The 20,889-nt window shown below is 35.7% G+C and carries 21 protein-coding genes and 1 tRNA gene; 5 read left to right on the forward strand and 17 right to left on the reverse strand.

Annotation, left to right across the window (positions count from 1 at the left end; all coding sequences use genetic code 11):
• Positions 1-41 precede the first annotated feature (41 nt).
• The 3 genes from ACN5L8_RS04250 to ACN5L8_RS04260 form a co-directional block, all read right to left on the reverse strand.
• A complete protein-coding gene (locus tag ACN5L8_RS04250; RefSeq protein ID WP_120404555.1) occupies positions 42-911 on the reverse strand; it encodes a hypothetical protein in 870 nt (289 codons plus the stop codon).
• 114 nt (positions 912-1,025) lie between these two features.
• Entirely contained in the window at positions 1,026-2,249 is a 1,224-nt protein-coding gene (locus ACN5L8_RS04255; RefSeq protein ID WP_419172391.1) for a chloride channel protein, read from the reverse strand.
• A gap of 44 nt (positions 2,250-2,293) precedes the next feature.
• Entirely contained in the window at positions 2,294-2,752 is a 459-nt protein-coding gene (locus tag ACN5L8_RS04260) for a VOC family protein (protein WP_419172392.1), read from the reverse strand.
• A gap of 147 nt (positions 2,753-2,899) precedes the next feature.
• Between ACN5L8_RS04260 and ACN5L8_RS04265 the strand changes: the two genes are divergently transcribed.
• Positions 2,900-3,238: a 30S ribosomal protein S20 gene (locus ACN5L8_RS04265; protein ID WP_120404552.1), complete on the forward strand. Its 339-nt coding sequence runs from the start codon at positions 2,900-2,902 to the stop codon at positions 3,236-3,238.
• Between the two features lie 31 nt (positions 3,239-3,269).
• On the opposite strand, the gene ACN5L8_RS04270 is transcribed toward ACN5L8_RS04265, so the two are convergent.
• Complete coding sequence (locus ACN5L8_RS04270; protein ID WP_114706403.1) at positions 3,270-3,509, reverse strand: hypothetical protein; 240 nt, start codon at positions 3,507-3,509, stop codon at positions 3,270-3,272.
• Positions 3,510-3,643: 134 nt separating this feature from the next.
• A complete protein-coding gene (locus ACN5L8_RS04275; RefSeq protein ID WP_419172393.1) occupies positions 3,644-5,644 on the reverse strand; it encodes a hybrid sensor histidine kinase/response regulator in 2,001 nt (666 codons plus the stop codon).
• 230 nt (positions 5,645-5,874) lie between these two features.
• Here ACN5L8_RS04275 and ACN5L8_RS04280 point away from each other — a divergent pair, with 230 nt between their 5' ends.
• Positions 5,875-6,621, forward strand: a complete 747-nt coding sequence (locus ACN5L8_RS04280; protein ID WP_419172394.1) for an endonuclease I family protein — start codon at positions 5,875-5,877, stop codon at positions 6,619-6,621.
• A 53-nt stretch (positions 6,622-6,674) separates the two neighbouring features.
• On the opposite strand, the gene ACN5L8_RS04285 is transcribed toward ACN5L8_RS04280, so the two are convergent.
• The 5 genes from ACN5L8_RS04285 to ACN5L8_RS04305 all read right to left on the reverse strand — a co-directional run bounded on the left by ACN5L8_RS04285 (position 6,675) and on the right by ACN5L8_RS04305 (position 9,125).
• Entirely contained in the window at positions 6,675-7,031 is a 357-nt protein-coding gene (locus ACN5L8_RS04285; protein WP_114706406.1) for a hypothetical protein, read from the reverse strand.
• 2 nt (positions 7,032-7,033) lie between these two features.
• Positions 7,034-7,777 carry a phosphatase PAP2 family protein gene (locus ACN5L8_RS04290; protein ID WP_419172395.1) on the reverse strand — a complete coding sequence of 248 codons (744 nt, stop codon included), beginning with the start codon at positions 7,775-7,777 and terminating at the stop codon, positions 7,034-7,036.
• Positions 7,778-7,887: 110 nt separating this feature from the next.
• A complete protein-coding gene (locus ACN5L8_RS04295; protein WP_114706408.1) occupies positions 7,888-8,316 on the reverse strand; it encodes a host attachment protein in 429 nt (142 codons plus the stop codon).
• 111 nt (positions 8,317-8,427) lie between these two features.
• A complete protein-coding gene (locus ACN5L8_RS04300) occupies positions 8,428-8,874 on the reverse strand; it encodes a GNAT family N-acetyltransferase (RefSeq protein ID WP_419172396.1) in 447 nt (148 codons plus the stop codon).
• 2 nt (positions 8,875-8,876) lie between these two features.
• Positions 8,877-9,125, reverse strand: a complete 249-nt coding sequence (locus ACN5L8_RS04305) for a hypothetical protein (RefSeq protein ID WP_419172397.1) — start codon at positions 9,123-9,125, stop codon at positions 8,877-8,879.
• 193 nt (positions 9,126-9,318) lie between these two features.
• On the opposite strand from ACN5L8_RS04305, the gene ACN5L8_RS04310 reads away from it, so the two are divergent.
• A complete protein-coding gene (locus ACN5L8_RS04310) occupies positions 9,319-10,620 on the forward strand; it encodes a hypothetical protein (RefSeq protein ID WP_419172398.1) in 1,302 nt (433 codons plus the stop codon).
• Positions 10,621-10,640: 20 nt separating this feature from the next.
• On the opposite strand, the gene ACN5L8_RS04315 is transcribed toward ACN5L8_RS04310, so the two are convergent.
• A complete protein-coding gene (locus ACN5L8_RS04315; protein WP_419172399.1) occupies positions 10,641-11,048 on the reverse strand; it encodes a GFA family protein in 408 nt (135 codons plus the stop codon).
• A gap of 174 nt (positions 11,049-11,222) precedes the next feature.
• On the opposite strand from ACN5L8_RS04315, the gene ACN5L8_RS04320 reads away from it, so the two are divergent.
• Positions 11,223-13,211 (forward strand): DEAD/DEAH box helicase, encoded by a 1,989-nt coding sequence (locus ACN5L8_RS04320; protein WP_419172400.1) that lies wholly within the window; start codon positions 11,223-11,225, stop codon positions 13,209-13,211.
• Positions 13,212-13,246: 35 nt separating this feature from the next.
• Here ACN5L8_RS04320 and ACN5L8_RS04325 read toward each other — a convergent pair whose 3' ends face one another.
• Both ACN5L8_RS04325 and ACN5L8_RS04330 read right to left on the reverse strand, forming a co-directional pair.
• The gene (locus tag ACN5L8_RS04325) at positions 13,247-13,618 is read right to left on the reverse strand and encodes a tRNA-binding protein (protein WP_419172401.1); all 372 of its coding nucleotides are present in this window, start codon (positions 13,616-13,618) and stop codon (positions 13,247-13,249) included.
• A gap of 367 nt (positions 13,619-13,985) precedes the next feature.
• Positions 13,986-14,061: transfer RNA gene (locus tag ACN5L8_RS04330), tRNA-Phe, on the reverse strand.
• A gap of 108 nt (positions 14,062-14,169) precedes the next feature.
• Here ACN5L8_RS04330 and ACN5L8_RS04335 point away from each other — a divergent pair.
• Positions 14,170-14,952: an alpha/beta hydrolase gene (locus ACN5L8_RS04335; protein WP_419172402.1), complete on the forward strand. Its 783-nt coding sequence runs from the start codon at positions 14,170-14,172 to the stop codon at positions 14,950-14,952.
• Here the strand turns inward: ACN5L8_RS04335 and queG are convergent.
• The 4 genes from queG to ACN5L8_RS04355 all read right to left on the reverse strand — a co-directional run bounded on the left by queG (position 14,944) and on the right by ACN5L8_RS04355 (position 20,827).
• Entirely contained in the window at positions 14,944-15,936 is a 993-nt protein-coding gene (gene queG / locus ACN5L8_RS04340; RefSeq protein WP_419172403.1) for a tRNA epoxyqueuosine(34) reductase QueG, read from the reverse strand. The genes ACN5L8_RS04335 and queG overlap by 9 nt on opposite strands.
• Positions 15,933-17,627, reverse strand: coding sequence for a pyruvate kinase (gene pyk / locus ACN5L8_RS04345; RefSeq protein WP_419172404.1), 1,695 nt, complete (start codon positions 17,625-17,627; stop codon positions 15,933-15,935). The genes queG and pyk overlap by 4 nt, the downstream gene beginning before the upstream one ends.
• 38 nt (positions 17,628-17,665) lie before the next feature.
• The gene (locus ACN5L8_RS04350) at positions 17,666-19,609 is read right to left on the reverse strand and encodes a hypothetical protein (protein WP_162929563.1); all 1,944 of its coding nucleotides are present in this window, start codon (positions 19,607-19,609) and stop codon (positions 17,666-17,668) included.
• A 171-nt stretch (positions 19,610-19,780) separates the two neighbouring features.
• The gene (locus ACN5L8_RS04355; protein WP_114706419.1) at positions 19,781-20,827 is read right to left on the reverse strand and encodes a DsbA family protein; all 1,047 of its coding nucleotides are present in this window, start codon (positions 20,825-20,827) and stop codon (positions 19,781-19,783) included.
• Between the last annotated feature and the right edge of the window lie 62 nt (positions 20,828-20,889).

Raw genomic sequence — 20,889 nt, forward strand, 5'->3', positions numbered from 1 at the left:
ACCTGCCTTTCTTTTATATCAATATCTAACTTAATAAGAAATTACATATTTTTTGGCTTATACCAACATAGTGGTCTAATACCTGTTTCGTAATTATCGATTCTATTACAAGTACCAATAGTTGCATCTCTTTTAGATACATCTTCATTTAGATCTTTATCACAAAGAGCTCCTTGGAAGTAAGTATCTAGACGACACTGACCTGCTGGGTGCTTATCATCTGTTTTTCTAACTACTGATGAATCTGGAGTAGTAAAAGATACTGGACGTCCAGAGTTTAGAAGAGTTGCTAAACCTTTAGAAGCTTGTGCCATTCTCTTACATAGTGCATTTTCATTTTCATCAGACCATACTGAATCACACTTCTTTTCAACTTCTGGATCGATTTCCATTTTTGAAACGATACGAGCATTATTGTCATCTTGGAAGATTCTTCTGAAACACTTAAGTGATGCCCAGTAATCAGATTGACCTTCGTTTGATGCCCATGATGGGATCCAAAATCTCTTGATCTTTGGAGCACCTGCTAGGTGGTGTCCTAATTCGTGACATACTACTAGTGCAAATCCATCTGGAGTTACAAGCTCATGACGAGCTAGACCACCAAACATGTGAACATTCCATACTCCGCCAGCTTGGTTAGCGTATGCATTTACTGTTCCGTCTTCCCACTTGCGGTGAAACTTAAGAGTTGCACCTTCTGTTTCTACTACTGGAGCATAAACTTCATTTGCACGATCGATAATGATATTGAAAAGTTCTTCAGTCATTCCATTACCTGTTAGAGCATCAACTCCACGATACATATCGTTTGTTGGCATGAAACCTGTTTTTCCGTGAATATCACAAGAATAAGATTGAATTGAAAAGATTGCAGTGATTAGTGCAATCAATAGCGTTGATTTTCTCATCTCTTTCCTCCCTGAAAGTATATAATTAAATGTAAACAAGTCATTATAGAAATTTTGAAAACTATTTGAAAAGAAAAAATTTTTATTTGCTAGTTTAAGTCAGAAGCATTTTACTCAACTATTAATCTTTTTAAGAATTTGAGCTGAATAAATACTCTCCTTACCTGAAACAATTTGAGCAATAATCATAGCAACGATCAGATAGGGTAAAATATGGTGGCCAAATATTTCAGCTCCCATAACGATACAAGCAAGAGGTGTATTTGAAGCTGCTCCAAAGACGACACAAAAGCCGATTGCGGCCAAAAGATTAGGGTTTATCGTTAAAACTGATGAAAGCCATGAACCAGCAGTCGTACCAATATACACTAAGGGAGTAAACTCTCCCCCTTTAATTCCAGATATTAGGGATATTGCAGTAAGTAGAAATTTTAAAATAACATCCTTTATCGATACGAACTCAACAAGGGCCTGCTGAATAACTTCGATACCAAGGCCTGTATATCTTTGTTTAGAGATGTCATCTAATACGTAGTAAATCATTATTAATAATAAACTACCTAGAAAAGTTATAAGTAGAGGCTTACCAAAGCTTTTAATAAATGACTTCACATTATCGATCAGTAAAATAAATCCTCTAGCAAGAGCACCAAAGAATAGCCCTGCAATGATTGAATACCAAAGCCAATGCCAATTAAAGTCCAAACTTGTAAATCGTATATAAGTTGAATGAGGTGCATATAGTAAATGAGTCGTGTAAAAGCCAATATATGAAGCGATCAAACATTCCAGAAATGTTGAAAGCTTTATCTTTACATTTAAATAAATTGCCTCAATACCAAAGATTGCACCTGCCAATGGTGCACCTATGGCCGTTCCAAATCCGGCCCCACATCCGGCCATTAATAAAACGGCACGCTTTCTTTTTGAGTGCTTAAAGAGTTTTGCCAATTGCTCGCCGATGGCGCCTCCCATTTGCACAGCACTTCCCTCTCGTCCAACACTTGCTCCAAATAAGTGGGATATAAGAGTTGAAAACATAATGAGAGGAATCATAATAAATGGTATTTTTCTTTTAGGTCGATGAACCTCATCAATGATCAGATTATTTCCTTGCTCACTAAGTGGAGAAAACTTTTTATAACAAAAATTTGCAACGACCATTGCAATAGGTAAGAAATAAATAAGAGCTGGGTATTTAAATCGCGTTGTCGTAACTAACTTTAGAAGATGTAGAAAAACTGAAGAAGCAATTCCTGTTAAAACTCCCAATACCACGAAAGTGAAATAGTATTTTAAGTCTCTTTTTTCATTTAGTTCATCATCTGAAATTGCCATAATTCCATTGTAAGTAGGAATCATGGCAACGTCTATTTATAATTCTACCAAGTTCCAGTGTTTTCCATTTCTTTCCAAGGAGACTTTGGTTCAAGAGCTTCACCTTTTTGAAGTAGCTCAATTGAAATATCATCAGGAGATTTTAAAAACGCCATATATCCATCACGAGGTGGACGATTTATCGTTATCCCCATTTCTTGTAAACGCTCACAAGTTTCGTAAATATTTTCAACTCTAAATGCTAGATGTCCCCAATTACGGCTACTACTTGGCATTTGCTCAAAGCTTCCATCTTCATTTGGCCAATTATATGTCAGTTCAATAAGTGGAGACTCTTCTTTCTTTGCTCTTTCAACATCACCAGGAGCACTTAAGTAAACCAGTGTAAAACGTCCAGCTTCACTCTCAATTCGATGGACCTCTTTAAGCCCTAATTTATTGCAGTAAAAGTCCATACTTTCATCAAGATTAGTTACACGAACCATTGTGTGGAGAAATTCCATCACGACCTCCTATTTTATCCAATTTTTGTGGTCAATTTTAAACTCATATTAACAAGAAAAATGGCGATAACGTACTAAAATTTCGTAAGGTTTTTGTAGGCCCTGGACCTTATCGTATAATTTTGTGAAGTAAAAAAAGGATACAATATGAAGTATTTAGGACTAGTTGTTTTTGGCCTCTTGTTTAATTTCTCACTACAGGCCAGTGGTGTTGATCGAAATATGACTGCCTCCATGATTGATAAGATGGTAGCAAAAGGAATTATTGGCCCAGAGGAAGCAAATAATGCAAAGTCTAAACTTGCGGCGATGCCTGATCAAGAATGGAATCAATTATCTGACTTAGGAAGAAAGCTTGCTTCAAAGCAGATGAATAACAAAAATGTTGATTTTGATGTAGAAAGCGCGGCAAAGAATATTGATTTTGACTCAAAACAATTCAAAGATATTCAATCTCAAGTAAAGAGCATAATGAATAGTAATTAAATAAAAAGGCCACTATAAAAGTGGCCCTTGTTTAATCTTCTCTAAATTTTTTATCGTGTATTTCTGGATGAACATATTTTTCAAAATAGTCTCGAGATATCCTTTGGCGAGAGTCATCCTTCTCTCTTGAATCTTCAGGAATCTTGTCTTCGACATAAGCCGCTGAGTTTGAGTAACTACCTTCATTTCCTACGCTTGAAATATTTCGATCTTTTTCAGCGTATGAAAATAGCGAACTAAAAATCATGGCAAACAATAATAAACGCTTCATAAATAACCTCCCATTTCCTTCGGGAATTGAAATGCGTTAAGTTTCCCTACAAGTTAATAATACTGCACCTTGGGAGCATTTTAAAGGGCCCGGCAAAATAATGATCAAATCTTAACATTAAGTTTACATTGAATTTATGCTGCCGATTTAAGTTCTTGATTAGACAAGACTTCATTGATCTTTTCAATCAACTGTTCTTCAGTAAATGGTTTATAGATAAATCCATTCACATATTCATATACATCCTTGTCTGAACCTTCAAAATTTAAGTTTACGCACCCACTAGTTAAAATGAACTTGGGTTGATTAAGGTTCTTATGTGAGCGAATTTCTCTTAATAATTCTGGGCCATTCATATTTGGCATCTTTAAATCAGAAATGATGATATCGAATTCCTTTGGATCATCTAAATACATCTCTAAGGCGACTTTTCCATCTTCAGCAGTCTTAGTATTTATTCCCAAGTCCATTAACATCTCTTGTAATAATTCTCTAATACCTTCTTCATCATCAACGACTAAGGCATTACATTTTACACATTTAATTTCTTTAGCTTTAACTTCGACACTTTGATTCATCATTTCTTGCTTTATCTCCTCTTTCTTGGACTCGTCCATATATGCAGGAACGACAACTTGAAACTCAGTCCCCTTTCCAATCTCACTACTAACATTTATTTTTCCATGAAATATATCCTGGACGAATTCACGAGTTAATGAAAGTCCAATACCTGTCCCACGTCCAACGTCTTTAGTTGTATAAAATAGATCAAAAATCCTTTCCTGATCTTCCTTAGTAATACCAGCTCCATTATCTAAAACTGAAACAGCTATGTTTTCACTATCTGACTTTACGATAACTTTTATGAGTGCATTTTTACGATTTTCAACGGCATCTCTTGCATTAGAAATAAGATTAATCAGCACCTGTTGAAACTTACCTCTATCTCCTTTGATATAAAGGTCTTCATCAATTGATAGTAAAAGAAGAACTTTAATCCCATCTTTTTCATACAACTCCTTAAGCATTGAAACTGTATCAATAAAAAGTGCACTTACATTAAAAAGTTTTTCTGACTCATCAGCATCATCTCTGGACTGACGTGAAAATTTTCTAAGTGCAGAAACGATTTTCTCAATTCTTTTAACTGATTTATCTACCTTTAAGAGTCTTTCCCCGACATCAGATTGACGATTAACTAGCTCTTTTAACTTCCCTAGTTGTCCGATAATAATAGATAAAGGATTATTTATCTCATGACCTATTCCAGCTGCTAAAACTCCAATTGATGCCAGTCTTTCATTTTGACTAGCTATTTTCTTCTGTGTCGCAATTTCATCAAATTGTCTCTCAATTGCTCTTTTTTGTTTTTTAACTTTTAAAGAAATTAATTTCTCTCGTTTTAAAGCTGATTCCACGTTATAGATAACTAGTCCAAATAAGGCCGCAAATAACGTAAGAATTAAAATATAGTCAAAAGATAAAGTTAGAGAAGAGAAAGAAATAGGTTTTGTGACTTCTATATAGTAATTTTGATTTCCGTCTACAATAAAGACTTCTTCATTGAAGTAATTCATCATCCCTGAATCTAGATCACTTTGACTAGTTCGTAAGTTAATCCTTATCCCTGAAAGGCCACCTTCTATTAGGTCTCTAGGTATTAAAGAATTAAATTTAAAAACCATTAAAGCGCGACCTTTCGTGCCGTCAACAGAGCTTACATCTTGAAAGATATAAACGTTAGAGGTGTCTTTATCGAAACCAGAAGAGTTTTTTCTTTGATATTTACCGCAATTATCTCTTCTACTATTTAGAGTTTTATATGTTGTTCCATCTTCGCCAAAATAACAGATTGAAGAAATATTTAAATCTGAGAGCATATTATTTGTGAAATTATGAAATTCCCACTTATTCACATTTAGTGACGATGAAAAAAATTGTGCAATTGTACTAAGAACTTCACTTCTTAAATTTCGAGCGGCCACTATCCCTGCAGACAGTTTCCTTGCATCACTTTTGAACTCTTCATGGTACTTCTCCCTCAACACTCCATCCCTTTGAAAGTAGAGAATGACAAGGAAGGCCAACCCAGAGAGTAATAACACAATGGAAATCTTAGATAAGCCACGCATCATTAAGGACCTTTTTTATTTTCACCTAACTCACATCGTCATCTACATAACATTCTAAACTTAATTATTTTTTAACAAGTGTTGTCAAAAAAAATGCTTTCAAAATATTAAGATAAGTTCCTAATATTTTATTACATATAAGGGGGGTCTAATTTTTCTTATTAGACAGATTAATTAAACTGGCCTATAAATTAAGTACACACACAAAGAAAAAATGACCACTGGAGAAAAAAATGAAGATGAAACTACTCTTCGTAACCCTACTGTCGTTCGTTGCGACAGCAAGCTACAACCCTCAACAACTTAAAACCTTAATTTCAAAATCTTATTCAAATTCAGACTTAAAAAGTAATTTAAAAAGAATGACTTCAGATGGTCACTACAGAAACTCTTATCGTACGGCCCGTGAATACCTCTTTGGAGAACTTCACTTAAAAAGAGATGGAGGCCATGGACAATATATTCGCGATGTTTATTGCGATGAGGTCTACACGAACTCGACACCAAATATCGGAACAATTGGAAGAAATAGAATACCAAATCACCAAGTCGTAAATTGTGAGCATACATGGCCACAATCAAAGTTTGGAGGAGCTGATCAAAGATACCAAGTGTCTGACCTTCACCACCTCTTTCCTACTCAAAGTCGTGCAAATAGCATCAGAGGAAATTATAACTTTGGTGAAGTTGATAGTAAGAACGCAAGACTTGATGATTGTCAGGTATCAAAATTTGACAACCACACTTTTGAGCCACCAGAATTTCACAAAGGAAATGTAGCTCGTGCAATGTTCTACTTCTCAGTACGTTATGGCCGCAGCTTAAACTCTCATCAAGAAAGACTATTTCGCCAGTGGCATAAGCAAGACCCAGTAGATGCTGATGAAAGAGAAAGAAATGAAAAGATTGAGCGTATTCAAGGAAATAGAAATCCATTTATCGACGCTCCTGAACTTGTTTCAGAAATTCAAGACTTCTAATATATTTTTTAAATTATAGAAATATGAAGGGCACTTTTAAGTGTCCTTTTTTATTATTTTGAATAATAGACTTGGCAATGAGATGAACACTCTTCGAAGTTTTGAATATCACCGCGCTGACTTAATCTCAATCCTCTTAAATTTGCTAAGAGATCCTCTAACTCCGGTGTCCCTCCACCAAATAAGTCATAAAGCTCTTTTGCTACACCAATCATTGCCGTAGGCTTAACTCCACATTCAATTCCAACAATACAAGAAATTGTACAATGCTTATACTTATCAACTTCTAGATTCTGTGTTTCAAGAACTCTTTTATAATATGTAGCTGATTCAATTGCACAGATTAGTCCATCAGAAGCAAATGACGGAAGTGAAACGCAAATTAATACAGATAAGAATAGGTTTTTCATACCTAAAAACTTAATGCATATCCTATGCTTAGGCCATCTAAATTCTCAGTAGGAAGTACTGTGAACCAATATGGTTTTCCATAATCCATATTATTAAAGTAAATCCCCCATGCATAGCTCATCCCAATGGTCATACCTGCTGTAACATCATGAAGATAATGCCATTCGTCGTTTATACGACTAAAAGAAATAAATATTGCAGCGAGATGGGCCAAGCTCCCCCATACAACACCATCCTGCGCTAAAACGACAGAAGCAAATGCAAAAGACGCCGAAGTATGCCCAGAAGGAAAAGAGTCATGCTCTTGAGGATAACCTGGTCTCGTTTCATGAATCATACTTTTTAACGCTACTGTTGTCCCTACAGTATAGAAAGTGGCCTGAAGCATATGAGAAGCTTTTTTAGCGCCTCTAGCACCACCTAATAAGTAGTTGCCTAAGATATATGTTCCATTTAGATAACCATAGCCAATATCCCCGCCAAACTCACCTAAGCCTTTTAGGTGATTCTTAGCAACTGCTCTTCTTTGGATTTCATCAAAGCCTTTAATTTGTTTAAGTAGACGAAGACCAGCAGTAATTGTTGTTCCGGTCCAAAAGATATACTTAGCATCAGTACAAACAGGTGAAGTGAAATCAGATAGGAGCCAACCACACTCATTCGCACGAGAGCTGACTGGATTATAGATAAGAAAAAAGAATAAAATTAGAACTCTTTTAAAAAATGTAGACTTAATAAATAGCAAACTTAAACTTCCTTGTTTCTAAACTTACTTATTTTACAGCGTATTTAGGATGTTTGCCTACACCTACATTTGTTTCAATTAAAAGTCTTAAATACAATGAACTAAATCACCTAAGAAGCGATTAACTTTTTGATTTCACGATCAGAGCGTTCACCAAAGTCCTTATTTGTATATTGAGTGACTTGCTTGCCTAGCTCTTTATCTAAGTTCTTTTTAAGAATCCCTAGAAAGGAAGGTGCCGCTACGATTTCAAGTTCATCAAATTTATTTCTTGTACGATTCTTTTCAAGAAAATCATTGATCTCTTTTGCAAAGCTAATTTCATTATGCTCTTTAGCTGTTGTCTTTGGCGAAAATGATTGTTGTCCATGACTATGACTTTGGGACATTGAACCTCGACGATCAGAAACCTGTTCAGACTCACTTCTTTTGGCCGTAGGATTTTCTAAACTTTCTATTAGTTTTAAATCTTTTCGTTTAATACGCTCATAAACTCGAGCACTAGATTTATTGGCGACAATTACCCATGAACGATTCATAGAGACCTCCTGTATGAGACTATAACCATCATCGCCTGATTTTATAAAAACTACTAACTAATTAAGGTAAAGAATAAGCTTTTTACTTACAATGTGAACATATTTGGAAAATTATATTTCCTTTTCCATGATGATTTGCTCGATACCATCATCTTTAATACGCTTTTCAAAAATATAGAAACCAAATTTTAAATTAAGACTTATCATTTCAGGGAATCGATCATCTGTATGGGTACGCAATTTTAGGAACCCCTGCTCCCTTACCCATTGGTGTTGTCTTTCCATCAGCTTAGTTGCTAACTTTTGTCCACGATAAATCGATGAAACACCGCCAATCCAACTATAGAAATAATCCTCGCGATCATAACCAATTTTAAAGGCAATAGGCTCATCACCATCAAAGAAGAACTGCGCAAGAAACTTCTTACAATGACGAGTTTTATCTCGCATCTTTTCTATACTATATGGAAGACTAAAGATATAGCCATTTACCTTTGAAACGATTTCAAAAACTTCATCGGTATTCTTTGTATATTCTCGGTACTCATAATCTGACATATTTATTCAATCCAAACTCGATATGATTTTTTAGGGTCATTAATCTCAAAAAATGTTTGAGGCCTATAATCACTATCTTTAACTTTTTTGACAATACTCTCAAGATCAATATTTCTTTCTTTTAATTTAACTAATGCAACATCTGGCATTAATGTTTCGATATGCTTTAGAGAATAAATAGGAAGTTTTATATTCGCTTTTTCTTTGCCATCTCTTTTTATGACAATTCGAAGTTTTGTTGCCTTCTGCATATCTCCTCACTAAATTAACACTTAAAAAAATTATCATAGGGTATTCTTTTTGTTTAGGGAATATAGCGACTTAGAATATAAGATAATTTTATTCTACATATACTACACTTGATCATTATTTAGACACAAGACTCACGTAACCCACTGAAATAACGATCGTTTTTTTGGCACCTCATCTGCATCTAAACTAATGATGATAAGATTCTTATTTATACTATTCACATTCAACCTCTCAGTTTGGTCAGCAGATCTTCATCTGTTTAATTCAGATGATGTCTTCAATGACAACTTTGCACAAAGTATTCTTTCAGGGGAGCTTAAAGCTGGCGAAAGTATCCATCTACGTGGAAAGAGCGTCATCTACAAAGAAGTCCTTGGAAGTGGGAATACGACTTTAATATTAAAAGTACACGACAATGAAATGGGACAAGATATGGCCCTTAGACTTCCCCATGGAAACCAAGAAAAGAATTATAATATTCATGATGGGAAGCGATTTATAAATCATTCCTTTGCAGGATTTAGTGAGCTAGAAGAAACAAAACTTCCAATTCCAATGATTCATTCATATGAGGATAGCTCTTACCTACTTGTAGATGTAATTGAAAATGACTTTGACGTGAAAGACTTTCTTACAAATAACGAATCAATACCAGATGTAGAAAAAGCTCATATTGAAGAAGCTCTTTTTGACTTTGCAAAACAAAGTGCAATTTATCAAACTATTGGAGATTTCCATGTCGAACAACTTGTCTATTCAAAGGCAAAAGGTAAATGGTTTCTATTAGATTGGTCATCTGGCCATGAATTAGCACGACTGCCATCATCACCAACACTATTTACTCAACACTTTTTTACAAATAGCAAACGTCCTATCACAGAATACGAAACGAATTTACTAAATAACTTAAACGAGATTGTCAGTGAAGAAAGAACGAAACAATCAGAACTAGATACAATTGAGCTTGAAAAAATAAAACAACAACTTAGTGAAATAACAGATTACAAGAAGATCTTAGAAGTTTACAAAGAAATTGAAACAAAGCATTTAATGTCTTTTTATACCTTATTACAAAAAGACTTTATCTCAAATCACTTAAACAAATTCCCATCTGGTGAGTTAAAGAAACAAGAGTTAGAGCTACTTCTTAATCACTTAGGAAAGTTTTCTCCTTACTACTTTTCTCAATTTGCAGAAAAAGTCATGGCCAATATTTATGACCTTGATGCATTTATGTTCATCTATAAGAAAATGAATGAAATTGGATTAGACGAAGAACTTGAAGACGATATCTCAAATATTATCTCTGATAATATTCAAAGAATACTCTCTAATACAACAGAGTCGCCAGAGGCCACAGAAATAATTGAAAAGCTTAAGGGTGATTTTGGACTAATCAGCTATCGAACTAAAGATATTCTTGCAAAAGCCTCCGACTTTTTAAAGCCGCCCCAAAGCTGCCAAGAAGTACTAGCGGAAATTCTCAATTCATAAGAATAATAAACTTAGCAATACTACCTAGGCGGCCCTTCAAATGAAGGTAGTTCATCTAACTTATCTTCCCAATTCGCTTTACTTCCAATAAACAAATGAGCATTAGGTTTTATACTAACAGGAACGTCCAAACTACCTGCAGGTACTACAATCAAGCCACCATTATTTTGAATGCTAGGAACAGCTGAGCCACAATTAGTACAAAAACTTTTAACGTGTCTTGTTTGAGGTAAATTAAATGTCTTAACGAGGTCTTCTCCAGATAACCAACTTAGCTTTGAATTTGTCGTAAAGAGGTTTGCCGCATGAGCAGAACCTGTATCTTTTTGACAATACTTACAATGACAAAGAAAGAAGCTTTCAAAACTTCCTTCAAGCTCAAATTTAATCTTTCCACATAAGCAAGACCCTGTATTCTTGTTACTCATACTTATCCCTATTAAATAGTTTGAAAGTTGAACAAATGGTATTTATGGCCCTTGTTCTACTATAGTATGCAATAATTTAATAATTGTTGGCAAAAAAGTACTGAAACGCAGTTATTATAAGGAAAGTTAAGAAATTACTTAGATTAATGTGTCATATAGCGTATATTCATTGCTATGACAGATAATATACCATTTGAAGACTTTAATTTAAGCGCAGGCCTCCTTGAATCCATTAAAAAATGTGGTTTTACAACAGCAAGCGCCATCCAAGAACTTACAATTGATCCAATTTTAGAAGGTAAAGACATACTTGCCCTTGCTGAAACAGGCTCTGGAAAGACTGCGTCATTTGCCATTCCTATCATCGAACACATCATTCACGATGACCTCGTGAAAGTTGATGATGTTCACTATGTTGTCCTATCTCCCACAAGAGAACTAGCGCAGCAAACTGCAAAGGTCTTTAACGATCTCGGTAATGACTCTGGAATTAAAACGATTTGCGTTATTGGTGGTGAAAGCCTCGCAAAGCAGAAAGAACAAATAAATAAGGGTGTGCATATCATTATTGCAACTCCTGGCCGCTTAGTGGACCTACTTAAGCAAAAGGCCGTCCTCATTGATCGCACTTACGGAATTGTGTTTGATGAAGCTGACCGTTTATTTGATATGGGCTTCCAAAAAGATATCGAATACACTCTTGCTCAAATGCCAGATGACAGGCAATTAATCATGGTATCGGCCACGACTAATATGGCAGTTTTAAATACGGCCTATAAATTTAACTCAACACCAATCGAGCTTAAGTTAAATGAAGATAATATGGTTGTTGATCACATTGATCATAAGCTTGCGATGGTTAACGAAAATGAAAAGATGGGCCTTCTCGTAAACCTCATCCGAAACCACGAAGACGCATATGCACTTGTCTTTTGTAACACAAAGTTTCAAACACACTTAGTCGCTGAGTGGCTAATCGCAATGGATTTCAAAGCAAAGGCAATCTCAGGTGGACTTTCTCAAAGTAAGAGAACAAAGCTAATCAAAGATTTTAGATCAAAAGACACGACAATCCTTGTTTGCACAGATGTTGCAGCACGAGGGCTTGATATTAAAGATGTTAACCTTGTTATCAATTACGATCTTCCTCAAGATGCTGCTAATTATGTTCACCGAATCGGTCGTACAGGGCGTGCAGGTTCGGAAGGTGAAGCAATAAGCTTTTGCTCTTTTGATGACTGTGAATACCTAGACCCAATTCAAGAATTTATTGGCGATAAAATTCCAAAATTTGAAGTTGGGCCAGATGATATTTCTAAGCAGCTTTCAAAGAAGCCATTCATTGATCGTAAAACTTACAAAGTTGTCGATAGAACGACTGGCAAGCCTCTAACTCAAGAGGAAAAAGATAAGCGCAAGAAGCCTCAGCGCAAAAAGACTCAAAGGAAGGCTAAAGAAAGAACTCAGGAAAGAGTGAAGAAAGCGCCTGTAAATGAACAAGCGACAACAAGACCTGTTAAGAAAATTGAAAAGAAACCAAATACACCAAAGTTTACGATTCAAGCAGACTCTCAAGAAAGCGCAAAAAAAGCCGCTCTTGCATTCTTTAAGATAAAGTATGATTCTCAACTAAGCCTTGATGAATCGACACCAGGACGTAAGAAGTTTTTCTTATTTGGAAAAAGGCTTACAAAGTTCACTTATAGCCTAAGGCCTACGTATAAGAAGATCGTGATGCCTTTCTTAATTGATGTCATAAAGAAGGCAAACTTAAAGCTATTTGCAAAATTCTCATTCAATGGAAAGAATATTAAAATCTTCTTTTCAGGAAAAGATGAGAAGATGTTAACACGTGACAATAATGAGCTACTCCAAGCTCTTGAACACCTGACAAGACTACACCTCTACAACAGTGTTGAAGTCCCAAGAGAAGTCAGACTAAACTTCAAGTGTAAGGGTATTAAGAATCAAGAAGACTATCTTATTAAGATGGTTGAGCGCGAGACAGCTAAAGTGCTAGACACTCGTGAGCCAGTCACACTTAAAGCATTAAACTCTTCAGATCGCAGGCTTGTTCATCAACACCTTGATAAGCACAAAGAAGTTAAAACAGTCTCGATCGGTGAAGGCCGAATGAAGAAGATTCAAATTACGTTAGTGTAATTTTCTAATCCAGGTGCTTCTTCATTTACCTTACATTAATGAAGTCTAGCACCATTTGGAACGTCTTTATCTAAATCGAAAAGAACAATATCATTGTTTTTGTCTGAAAATCCCATAACAAGAACTTCCGACATAAACTTTCCTATTTGCCTTGGAGGGAAATTCACTACGGCCAATACTTTTTTACCGAGCAATTCATCTTTTGAATAATGTACAGTGATTTGCGCACTTGATTTCTTTATACCTACACCCTCACCAAAGTCTATTTTAAGCTTAAAGCTTGGTTTTCTAGCTTCCGGAAAGTCTTCAACTTCAACTACCTCTCCAATTCTCATATCAACATCAAGAAATTGATTAAAATTGATTTCAGCAGCTGGCTCATTATTTGGATTAAAATCAAGGTGCACTTGCTCTCCCATTCTAATTTAATTCGAAAACTTATTTTAGGGTATAAAAATACTCTTGTAAAAAATAGAGTTTTGTAGAGTGCAATGTTTGATGATTGAAAATTTAAAATACTCGATTCAAACTCCCCCGCATCCTGCTCGTTGGACACCTCCGCCCATCGTGGGCTACGGCCTACCCGAACTCGCACTCGCGCTGATTACTTTTTTACTTAATACTTAAGAAGTAAAAACGTGCGCTTTGGGCACGTTTTTTCGGTCAGGTTGCTCTAACGAGCAAAGTCCTGAAAATCCTTTTTGGATTTGTAGTGTGCAATGTTTTGATGATTGAAGGCAAAAAAAAAGCTACTTCAAAGAAGTAGCTTTTTTATGGTGCCCCGACGCGGATTCGAACCACGGACACAAGGATTTTCAGTCCTTTGCTCTACCAACTGAGCTATCAGGGCATAAATGATTTGGTTCCAATAAATTAATGGTTTATGCCTTCTTCGTCAATAGAAAATTAAAAAGTTTTTTAATTTTAATTTGAGATATCTTTAATTATTATGTCTGCTATGAATGAAAAATTTTTAAGTATCGATAAAATTATTTTAACAGTTAATGAGATAACAGTTAATGCGCTACTCTTTAGGCCACCTCAAAATAAGCTTAAAAGTACTGGTTATGCTATTTTCACACATGGCTACACATCACATAAGATCAGCATTTTCTCTTGGGCCCAAAAACTATGTGATGATGGAATCCCGACTCTCATTTTTGACCAACCGGGTCACTTTACAGGCTCATTTCACGATGTGAATTCATTTGAAGACTTTAAAAATGACGCGCCTGCACTCTTCAAAGAAGCAATTACAAAATTAACTCAAGCCTATCCAAATCAAGAAAAGAAACTTCTAGTTGGTGGCCACTCACTCGGAGCTCTTACATCTATTCTAGCAGTTCAAAATAACTACTTTGAAGGCTTTAACATTCATCATGTTGGTGTTGGCTTTGGTGTTCCACCAGAAGGTGTCACACATGTATTTGATACGCCTTTTTATCAGGCCACAGTAAGAGCAAGAGCAGAGCTTGTCTCAACTCATCTTGGCCCAGATACAATCTTTCCTTGGATCAAGGATCAAAAACACAATTTAACCTTATCAGGTCACAAAATTCACCTCATCTCAGGTGAAGATGATGTGGTTGTAGGTAAAGAGGGAATGGAGAATTTTGCAAAGATCTTAGAAGAACTTGGCAATACAGTGACAATGGAGAAGCCTAAGAAGCTTGGCCATCACCTACCAGATATGGCCGGAAGTTTTATAAAGAGGTATGCAAAGAAGATTGGCCTAATCTAGATAATACTTAAGATTTTTAAGCATCCCCACACGTCCTGTGCGCTCAAGTGGGGTGCCTTTAAATTGGCGACGATACTCACGATTACTCATGGCCTCAAGATCATTAATAATCTCATCCACAGGCCTTGTTAAAAAGAAGTCGATAAATTGCCTTCCACTTTCTTTAAACGCTTCAGAGTCGCTTTCTAGCTTTCTCTCAAGCCTCTTATTCCAAGGACAAACATCCTGGCAAATATCACAACCAAAGAATTCACCACGTGCCTTATCGAAGCCTTCAGGTGCTTGAATATCTTTAAAGTGTTCGATAGTAAAAGTTGAGATGCACTTATCAGCAATAATTGTTCTCTTCTCTAAGTCGATGGCATCAGTTGGACAAGCATCTGCACAACGTGTGCACTGGCCACAGTGATCCGTTTCAAATTTATCATTTGGGGCCACCACTTCTTTATTAAGTAAGAGTGAGCCGATTATGAAGTAGCTTCCAATATGACGATTAATAAGCATGGAATTCTTTCCATACCAACCAAGCCCTGACTGATAAGCAAAGTCACGCTCAAGAATTGGTTGTGTATCAAGAGAGAACTTAAATTCAAGATTCGAATCAAGCTTTTGTAACTCTTCTCCTATGGCCTGTAATTTATCTCTCACCTCATAATGGTAATCACGACCTTTAAATCCAACAACGTAATTGGCGATTTTAAGCCCATTGCTCTCGCCACTTTCATAGAATTTCTTAGCACTACGAGCGATATGAGAGTAATCAAAAGCGATAACTAATGTTGACTTAATATCAGGATAGTAATTTTTAAGATCTTCTCTTTTTATAGCACGTTCATCCGCAAGATAACCAAGGGCACCATAGAGCCCATCACTTACCCACTTTTTGAATCGATCAAGAGACTTTGGTTTTGATTCAGAGACGACACCCCATACTTTAAGGCCTTGGCCATTTAGGATATTTTGGATATCATCTCTTTTAATCATGACTTTTCAATAATTTCGATAGCACCTGTTGGACACACTCTGATACATTCATAATCAAGAGTACAGTGCTTAATATTGTCTTTATTAAGTTTTGTAAGCTTTGTTTTCTTATCAGCTTGCCAAATCTCATGCGGACAAATTGAAACACAGTTTTGACAAGTTGAGCAGATATTATGATCTAGTAGAATTCTTTTTTTTTTATCTTCTGCTATATCAAAAGGTTCTTCACCAGATTCTTCATGATGCTTTGCTTGTTTGATTATTTCAACTTTCACCGAGTTAGAATAACCTTTAGAGAAGATCTTTCCATCACCTAAGGTAACAACGATCTTATCTCCGTTAAAAAGCCCCATCTTCTCTTTTGCATGATTCACAATATACTTAACGTAAGAGCCTGTATCTTGTACTTCTTCTTCTACAAGATATGGATAAACACCCCAGTATAAACAAATACGACGAGCGGTACGAAGATTATGAGTCACACCTGCAACAGGTGTTTGTGGTCTAAACATCGAGACCTTACGACAAGAATTACCACCTTCAGTTACTGCAAGAATTCTCTTTGCTTCGACTTTTTCAGCAATCATTGATGCTGCAACCATTACTGATGAATTTACAGAAGAAAGGTCAATATTTCTAAGAAGAGGTCTCTCCTTTGGAGTCTTCTCTGCTTCATAAATAATATTGCTCATCATAGTAACTGTTTCAACTGGATACATACCAGAAGCCGACTCACCAGATAACATAACAGCGTCTGTACCGTCCCAAATAGCGTTGGCAACATCACTTGCTTCTGCTCTAGTTGGTGTCGGTGCATCTGTCATACTCTCAAGCATCTGAGTTGCTGTAATAACAGGAATCATACGATCATTACACTTTTGAATAAGCTCTTTTTGAATAGAAGGAACAAGGTGATTACCTACTTCAACCCCCATATCACCACGAGCAACCATAATGACATCTGTAATATCAAGAATTTCTTCGATATTATCTAGGGCCTGTGGTTTTTCTATCTTAGAAACAATAGGAACTCTTACTTTTAGCTTATGAAGTAAGGCCTTCACTGTTTGAATATCTTCTTTTTTACGAACAAAAGAAAGTGCGATGTAATCGATATTATGTTTTAGAGCAAACATTAAATCTGCTTCATCTTTTTCAGTAAATGCAGGAGCAGAAACTTCACAGTCAGGAAGATTAATTCCTTTATTAGACTTAAGCTCGCCACCTACAATAACTTCAATTTTATAAACATCACGATCACGCGTTGTCGCTTTTGCTATTAACTTTCCATCATCAAAGAGAATTCTTGCACCATCATGACAATCATCAACAAGCTTTTCGTATATCGTAGGAATATAGCAATCTTTATACTCAGGATAATCTTCTTGCTTAGACGAAGGACCTATTACCCATGTTTGACCTTTTTCTAATTGAAGGCCATTTGGTAATTTATCTGTACGGATTTTTGGACCTTGAAGGTCGATTAGAATCGCAATTTCACGTCCAAGGTTCTTAGAAGCCTGACGTATATTTGAGATAAGCTGTGCATGTGCCTCATGAGTACCATGGCTCATATTTACACGAGCAACATTGATCCCTGCTGTGATGAGTTTTTCAATCATCTCAACAGTGTTTGATGAAGGACCTAAAGTCGCAACAATCTTCGCACGACGGACTCTGCCCATTCCCATTATCTCTCCCTGAATTCTTATATTTCAATTCTTTCTAATTAAGCTTTTCGACTTGCTTGCTGCTCTGAGAACATTCCCGAGCTAATCTCCTTAGATCTTTCTTCTAAGGCCATTGCATTTGCAGCGCGTACCTCTTCAATACGGTTTTCATATTGATTAATAAGGTTTCTTCTTTCAAGCTTAGAGTTCTCATATAAAGTATTATATTGATTTTCAAGTTCTGTCACTTTACTCATATACTTTCTTTGAGACTCATCACGTTCACGTGCAAGCATATCTTCATAGTAATCTACCATTCTTTTTACTTGAATGTCTGCTCTTTGTTTAACTTGAGATAAACGTTTATCAAAGTCACCTCTAACTTCTGCTAGATGATTTTGATTTTCTCTATCCTTAAGAGCAATAGCATTTCTAGTCTGTTCTTTCAAATGCTCTGCTTGTAAGTGGTTTGTCGTTTTTATACGCTCAATCTCTTTAGCATTAGCTTTCTTAAGACGACTTAACTTACCTTCATAAGAAGAAATTAACTTTTGGTTTTGTTCTTCTAATTGCTCGATTTTTTGCGTCATAGACTTAGTAAGCTTCTCTTTATTTTCCAGGAAACTTTCTTTAACTTCTTTCATCTCTTTTGCATGCTTGAAACGGGTCTCTTGAATAAATTCTTTTGACTCATCAGAGAAGTCTTCTTGCATTTGAGAAATTGCCTCAGAGTTTCTATTATTGATCTTTTGAATCGTTTCACTAAATTGATTTCTTTGTTTTTCATTTATCTTTTTAGCGTGTTCTTGTTCGTTGTAAGCATTGACATCTTTTGCCATAAGCTTTCTCTTATAACTATCATGAAGCTCTTCAATGTCATTATTAACTTCAACATTGATTTCACTTAGCTTATCACTCTTAAATTCGGCCATATCCTTTTCAAGAGCTGCGATATAATTTGATGCTTTTTGTTTTTGATTTCTTAAAACTTCTTTTGTTGACTGAGTACGACGACGTTCTTGAATATCTGCATTAAATCGATCGTCTTCAATTTGATCGCGAATATTCTTAATACGAGTTTCGTAACCACGCTTTGTTTGATCTAATTTATCATTGAAAATATCTTCGCGATTACCACCTGAAAGTTTTTGGTTCATTTCACGACGTGCTCTATCTAGAGAACGCGCATGTTGATTTTGAAGATCTGTTGCAGCTTGCTTATTATCACGTTGTTCAAGTTTTCTCTTTCTTGAGTTACGAATATTGATATCATCAATAGAGGCCTTAAAGCTCTTTTGATTTTCAGCAAGTTGTTTATCTTTTTGATCTCGCAAATCCTCTATTCTTTCATCTTGATATGATTTAAGAGATGCTTCTCTTTGTTTATGAGTTTTACGTAGATTTGTTACATCATCATTAAATTCTTCGTACAGTTTTGCTCTTTCACTACCATGGGCCTTATTTGATTGTCTGATCTCATCTTCAAATCTTCCAATCAAACGACGACGATCATTCTTTGTTGCTAATTCATGATCATGAGCTGTATCGCGGGCATTAGCATAAACATCTTTGATCTTTTCGTTAAAATGTCCTTCCATTTTATCGATAGTATTTTCAAAACGTCTTTGATTCGTTGAGAGTCGATTTCCCATCGTGGCCACATCATTCTTACCTTTGGCCTCATATGCTTCACGGATATTTTTAAAGCGATTATTAAAATCATCACGTATATCTTTGCGCTCTCTTTCAAAGTCGCGCTTATTTGTATTTAATTTACTTAGGTAATCTTTTTGCTGCTCTTCAATTTTCTTTTTAGTATCTTCTGTTGAGATTTCTCTGAAACGATCTTGAGTTTCTTCTAGCTTCTGAATTGAATTATCATAAGCCTTTCTTTGCTTATTAAGACGATATTCTTGAGTTTCTTTTAACTCATCTAACTGACGATCATAATTTTGGCGCTGCTCTTCGCGCTTACGATTAAAATCCTCTCTGCTCTGTGACAATCTCTTACTATAGTCTCTAACGTCCATAAACTTTCTTCCAATTACCTAAAATATGAAGATTAAATAGGCCAAAATTGGCCAGATTACCTTACTATTCTATCAATTCTGAAGAATTTAAAAAGGCCGGGAATAAATGCCCGGCCTTCTTTATACAGTAAATGTCAGAGTCTTTTACTTTGTCATTTCTGAATCAATAAGCTCTTTAAATACCTCAAATGGTTGAGCTCCATTGATTAACATACCATTTACGTAGAATGTTGGAGTTGATTTAACACCAACCTTTACACCTTCTTGTACAGTAGCATCAACTTGTGACTTCATCTTTCCAGAATCAAGACATTCATTAAATTTCTTTTGATCAAGTCCAACCTTCTTCGCCTTGGCCTTAAGTCCATCAACTGCTAGACCTGACTGATCAGCAAACATCTCATCATGTAATTTCCAAAATTTCTCAGATGATTGTTCATTTGCACATAGTGCAGCTTCAGCAGCTTTTGCAGCATCTTTATGGAAGCTAAGTGGAAAGTTCTTAAATACAATCTTAACCTTATTTCCATAAGCTTTTTTGATTTCGTTCATAATCTCAACACCCTTTGCACAGAAAGGACACTGGAAGTCAGAATACTCAACAATAGTTACTGCTACATCTTTCCCACCAAAAGTTGGCTCATTTCCTGTAACAGGAATATCGAAACGAGGTCTCTCAGGCTTTGCAAGATAGATCTCAACTGGTGAGTCCTTTGTTTTCTTAGCGATATAAGCTTCAATAGCATCACGCTTTTTTGTATTCTTTAGGAAGTCGATAATTCTCACTTTTAGTTGTGGATTCATCTGTGGAATATTTCTTTCTTTTGCGAAAGCATTGATTTCTTCTTCTGTGATCTCAATATCTTTAGCAACAACTGTATCAATAAAGTTTTCCATATTCATTGAAGTACGAGCTGGATCTTCATTCTTATATTGTTCAAGTAAGTAGGCTTTTACCTTCCCTAGCTTCAGCTCATAAAGCTTTTGCTTCATTTCATAGATTTCGGCCTCTGAACCTTTGAATAATTCATCGTGACTTACTTCTTTCCCATTGAATTTAATTACAGCTGTATCATTTGGAGCCTTCTTAAATAGAAAATTAGGCTTTGAATTTACATCACTCGTACAAGCAATTAGTCCCATTGCAGAAATAGCAATCAGACCAAGAGCAATCTTGGATTTTTTGATCATGTTTGTTCTCCTTCACATCAATTTAAATTAATTATATGTAAAAAAGAGAAATAATGCATTAA

This window comes from Halobacteriovorax sp., from assembly GCF_048381875.1.
In the GTDB taxonomy this organism is placed as follows: domain Bacteria; phylum Bdellovibrionota; class Bacteriovoracia; order Bacteriovoracales; family Bacteriovoracaceae; genus Halobacteriovorax_A; species Halobacteriovorax_A vibrionivorans.

What these genes read in the sequence shown, in the direction of transcription:
- ACN5L8_RS04250 (WP_120404555.1), bottom strand. Translation starts at nt 911, where the DNA reads ATGAGAAAATCAACGCTATTGATTGCACTAATCACTGCAATCTTTTCA.
- ACN5L8_RS04255 (WP_419172391.1), bottom strand. Translation starts at nt 2,249, where the DNA reads ATGGCAATTTCAGATGATGAACTAAATGAAAAAAGAGACTTAAAATAC.
- ACN5L8_RS04260 (WP_419172392.1), bottom strand. Translation starts at nt 2,752, where the DNA reads ATGGAATTTCTCCACACAATGGTTCGTGTAACTAATCTTGATGAAAGT.
- ACN5L8_RS04265 (WP_120404552.1), top strand. Translation starts at nt 2,900, where the DNA reads ATGAAGTATTTAGGACTAGTTGTTTTTGGCCTCTTGTTTAATTTCTCA.
- ACN5L8_RS04270 (WP_114706403.1), bottom strand. Translation starts at nt 3,509, where the DNA reads ATGAAGCGTTTATTATTGTTTGCCATGATTTTTAGTTCGCTATTTTCA.
- ACN5L8_RS04275 (WP_419172393.1), bottom strand. Translation starts at nt 5,644, where the DNA reads ATGATGCGTGGCTTATCTAAGATTTCCATTGTGTTATTACTCTCTGGG.
- ACN5L8_RS04280 (WP_419172394.1), top strand. Translation starts at nt 5,875, where the DNA reads ATGAAGATGAAACTACTCTTCGTAACCCTACTGTCGTTCGTTGCGACA.
- ACN5L8_RS04285 (WP_114706406.1), bottom strand. Translation starts at nt 7,031, where the DNA reads ATGAAAAACCTATTCTTATCTGTATTAATTTGCGTTTCACTTCCGTCA.
- ACN5L8_RS04295 (WP_114706408.1), bottom strand. Translation starts at nt 8,316, where the DNA reads ATGAATCGTTCATGGGTAATTGTCGCCAATAAATCTAGTGCTCGAGTT.
- ACN5L8_RS04300 (WP_419172396.1), bottom strand. Translation starts at nt 8,874, where the DNA reads ATGTCAGATTATGAGTACCGAGAATATACAAAGAATACCGATGAAGTT.
- ACN5L8_RS04305 (WP_419172397.1), bottom strand. Translation starts at nt 9,125, where the DNA reads ATGCAGAAGGCAACAAAACTTCGAATTGTCATAAAAAGAGATGGCAAA.
- ACN5L8_RS04310 (WP_419172398.1), top strand. Translation starts at nt 9,319, where the DNA reads ATGATAAGATTCTTATTTATACTATTCACATTCAACCTCTCAGTTTGG.
- ACN5L8_RS04315 (WP_419172399.1), bottom strand. Translation starts at nt 11,048, where the DNA reads ATGAGTAACAAGAATACAGGGTCTTGCTTATGTGGAAAGATTAAATTT.
- ACN5L8_RS04320 (WP_419172400.1), top strand. Translation starts at nt 11,223, where the DNA reads ATGACAGATAATATACCATTTGAAGACTTTAATTTAAGCGCAGGCCTC.
- ACN5L8_RS04335 (WP_419172402.1), top strand. Translation starts at nt 14,170, where the DNA reads ATGAATGAAAAATTTTTAAGTATCGATAAAATTATTTTAACAGTTAAT.
- queG (WP_419172403.1), bottom strand. Translation starts at nt 15,936, where the DNA reads ATGATTAAAAGAGATGATATCCAAAATATCCTAAATGGCCAAGGCCTT.
- pyk (WP_419172404.1), bottom strand. Translation starts at nt 17,627, where the DNA reads ATGGGAATGGGCAGAGTCCGTCGTGCGAAGATTGTTGCGACTTTAGGT.
- ACN5L8_RS04355 (WP_114706419.1), bottom strand. Translation starts at nt 20,827, where the DNA reads ATGATCAAAAAATCCAAGATTGCTCTTGGTCTGATTGCTATTTCTGCA.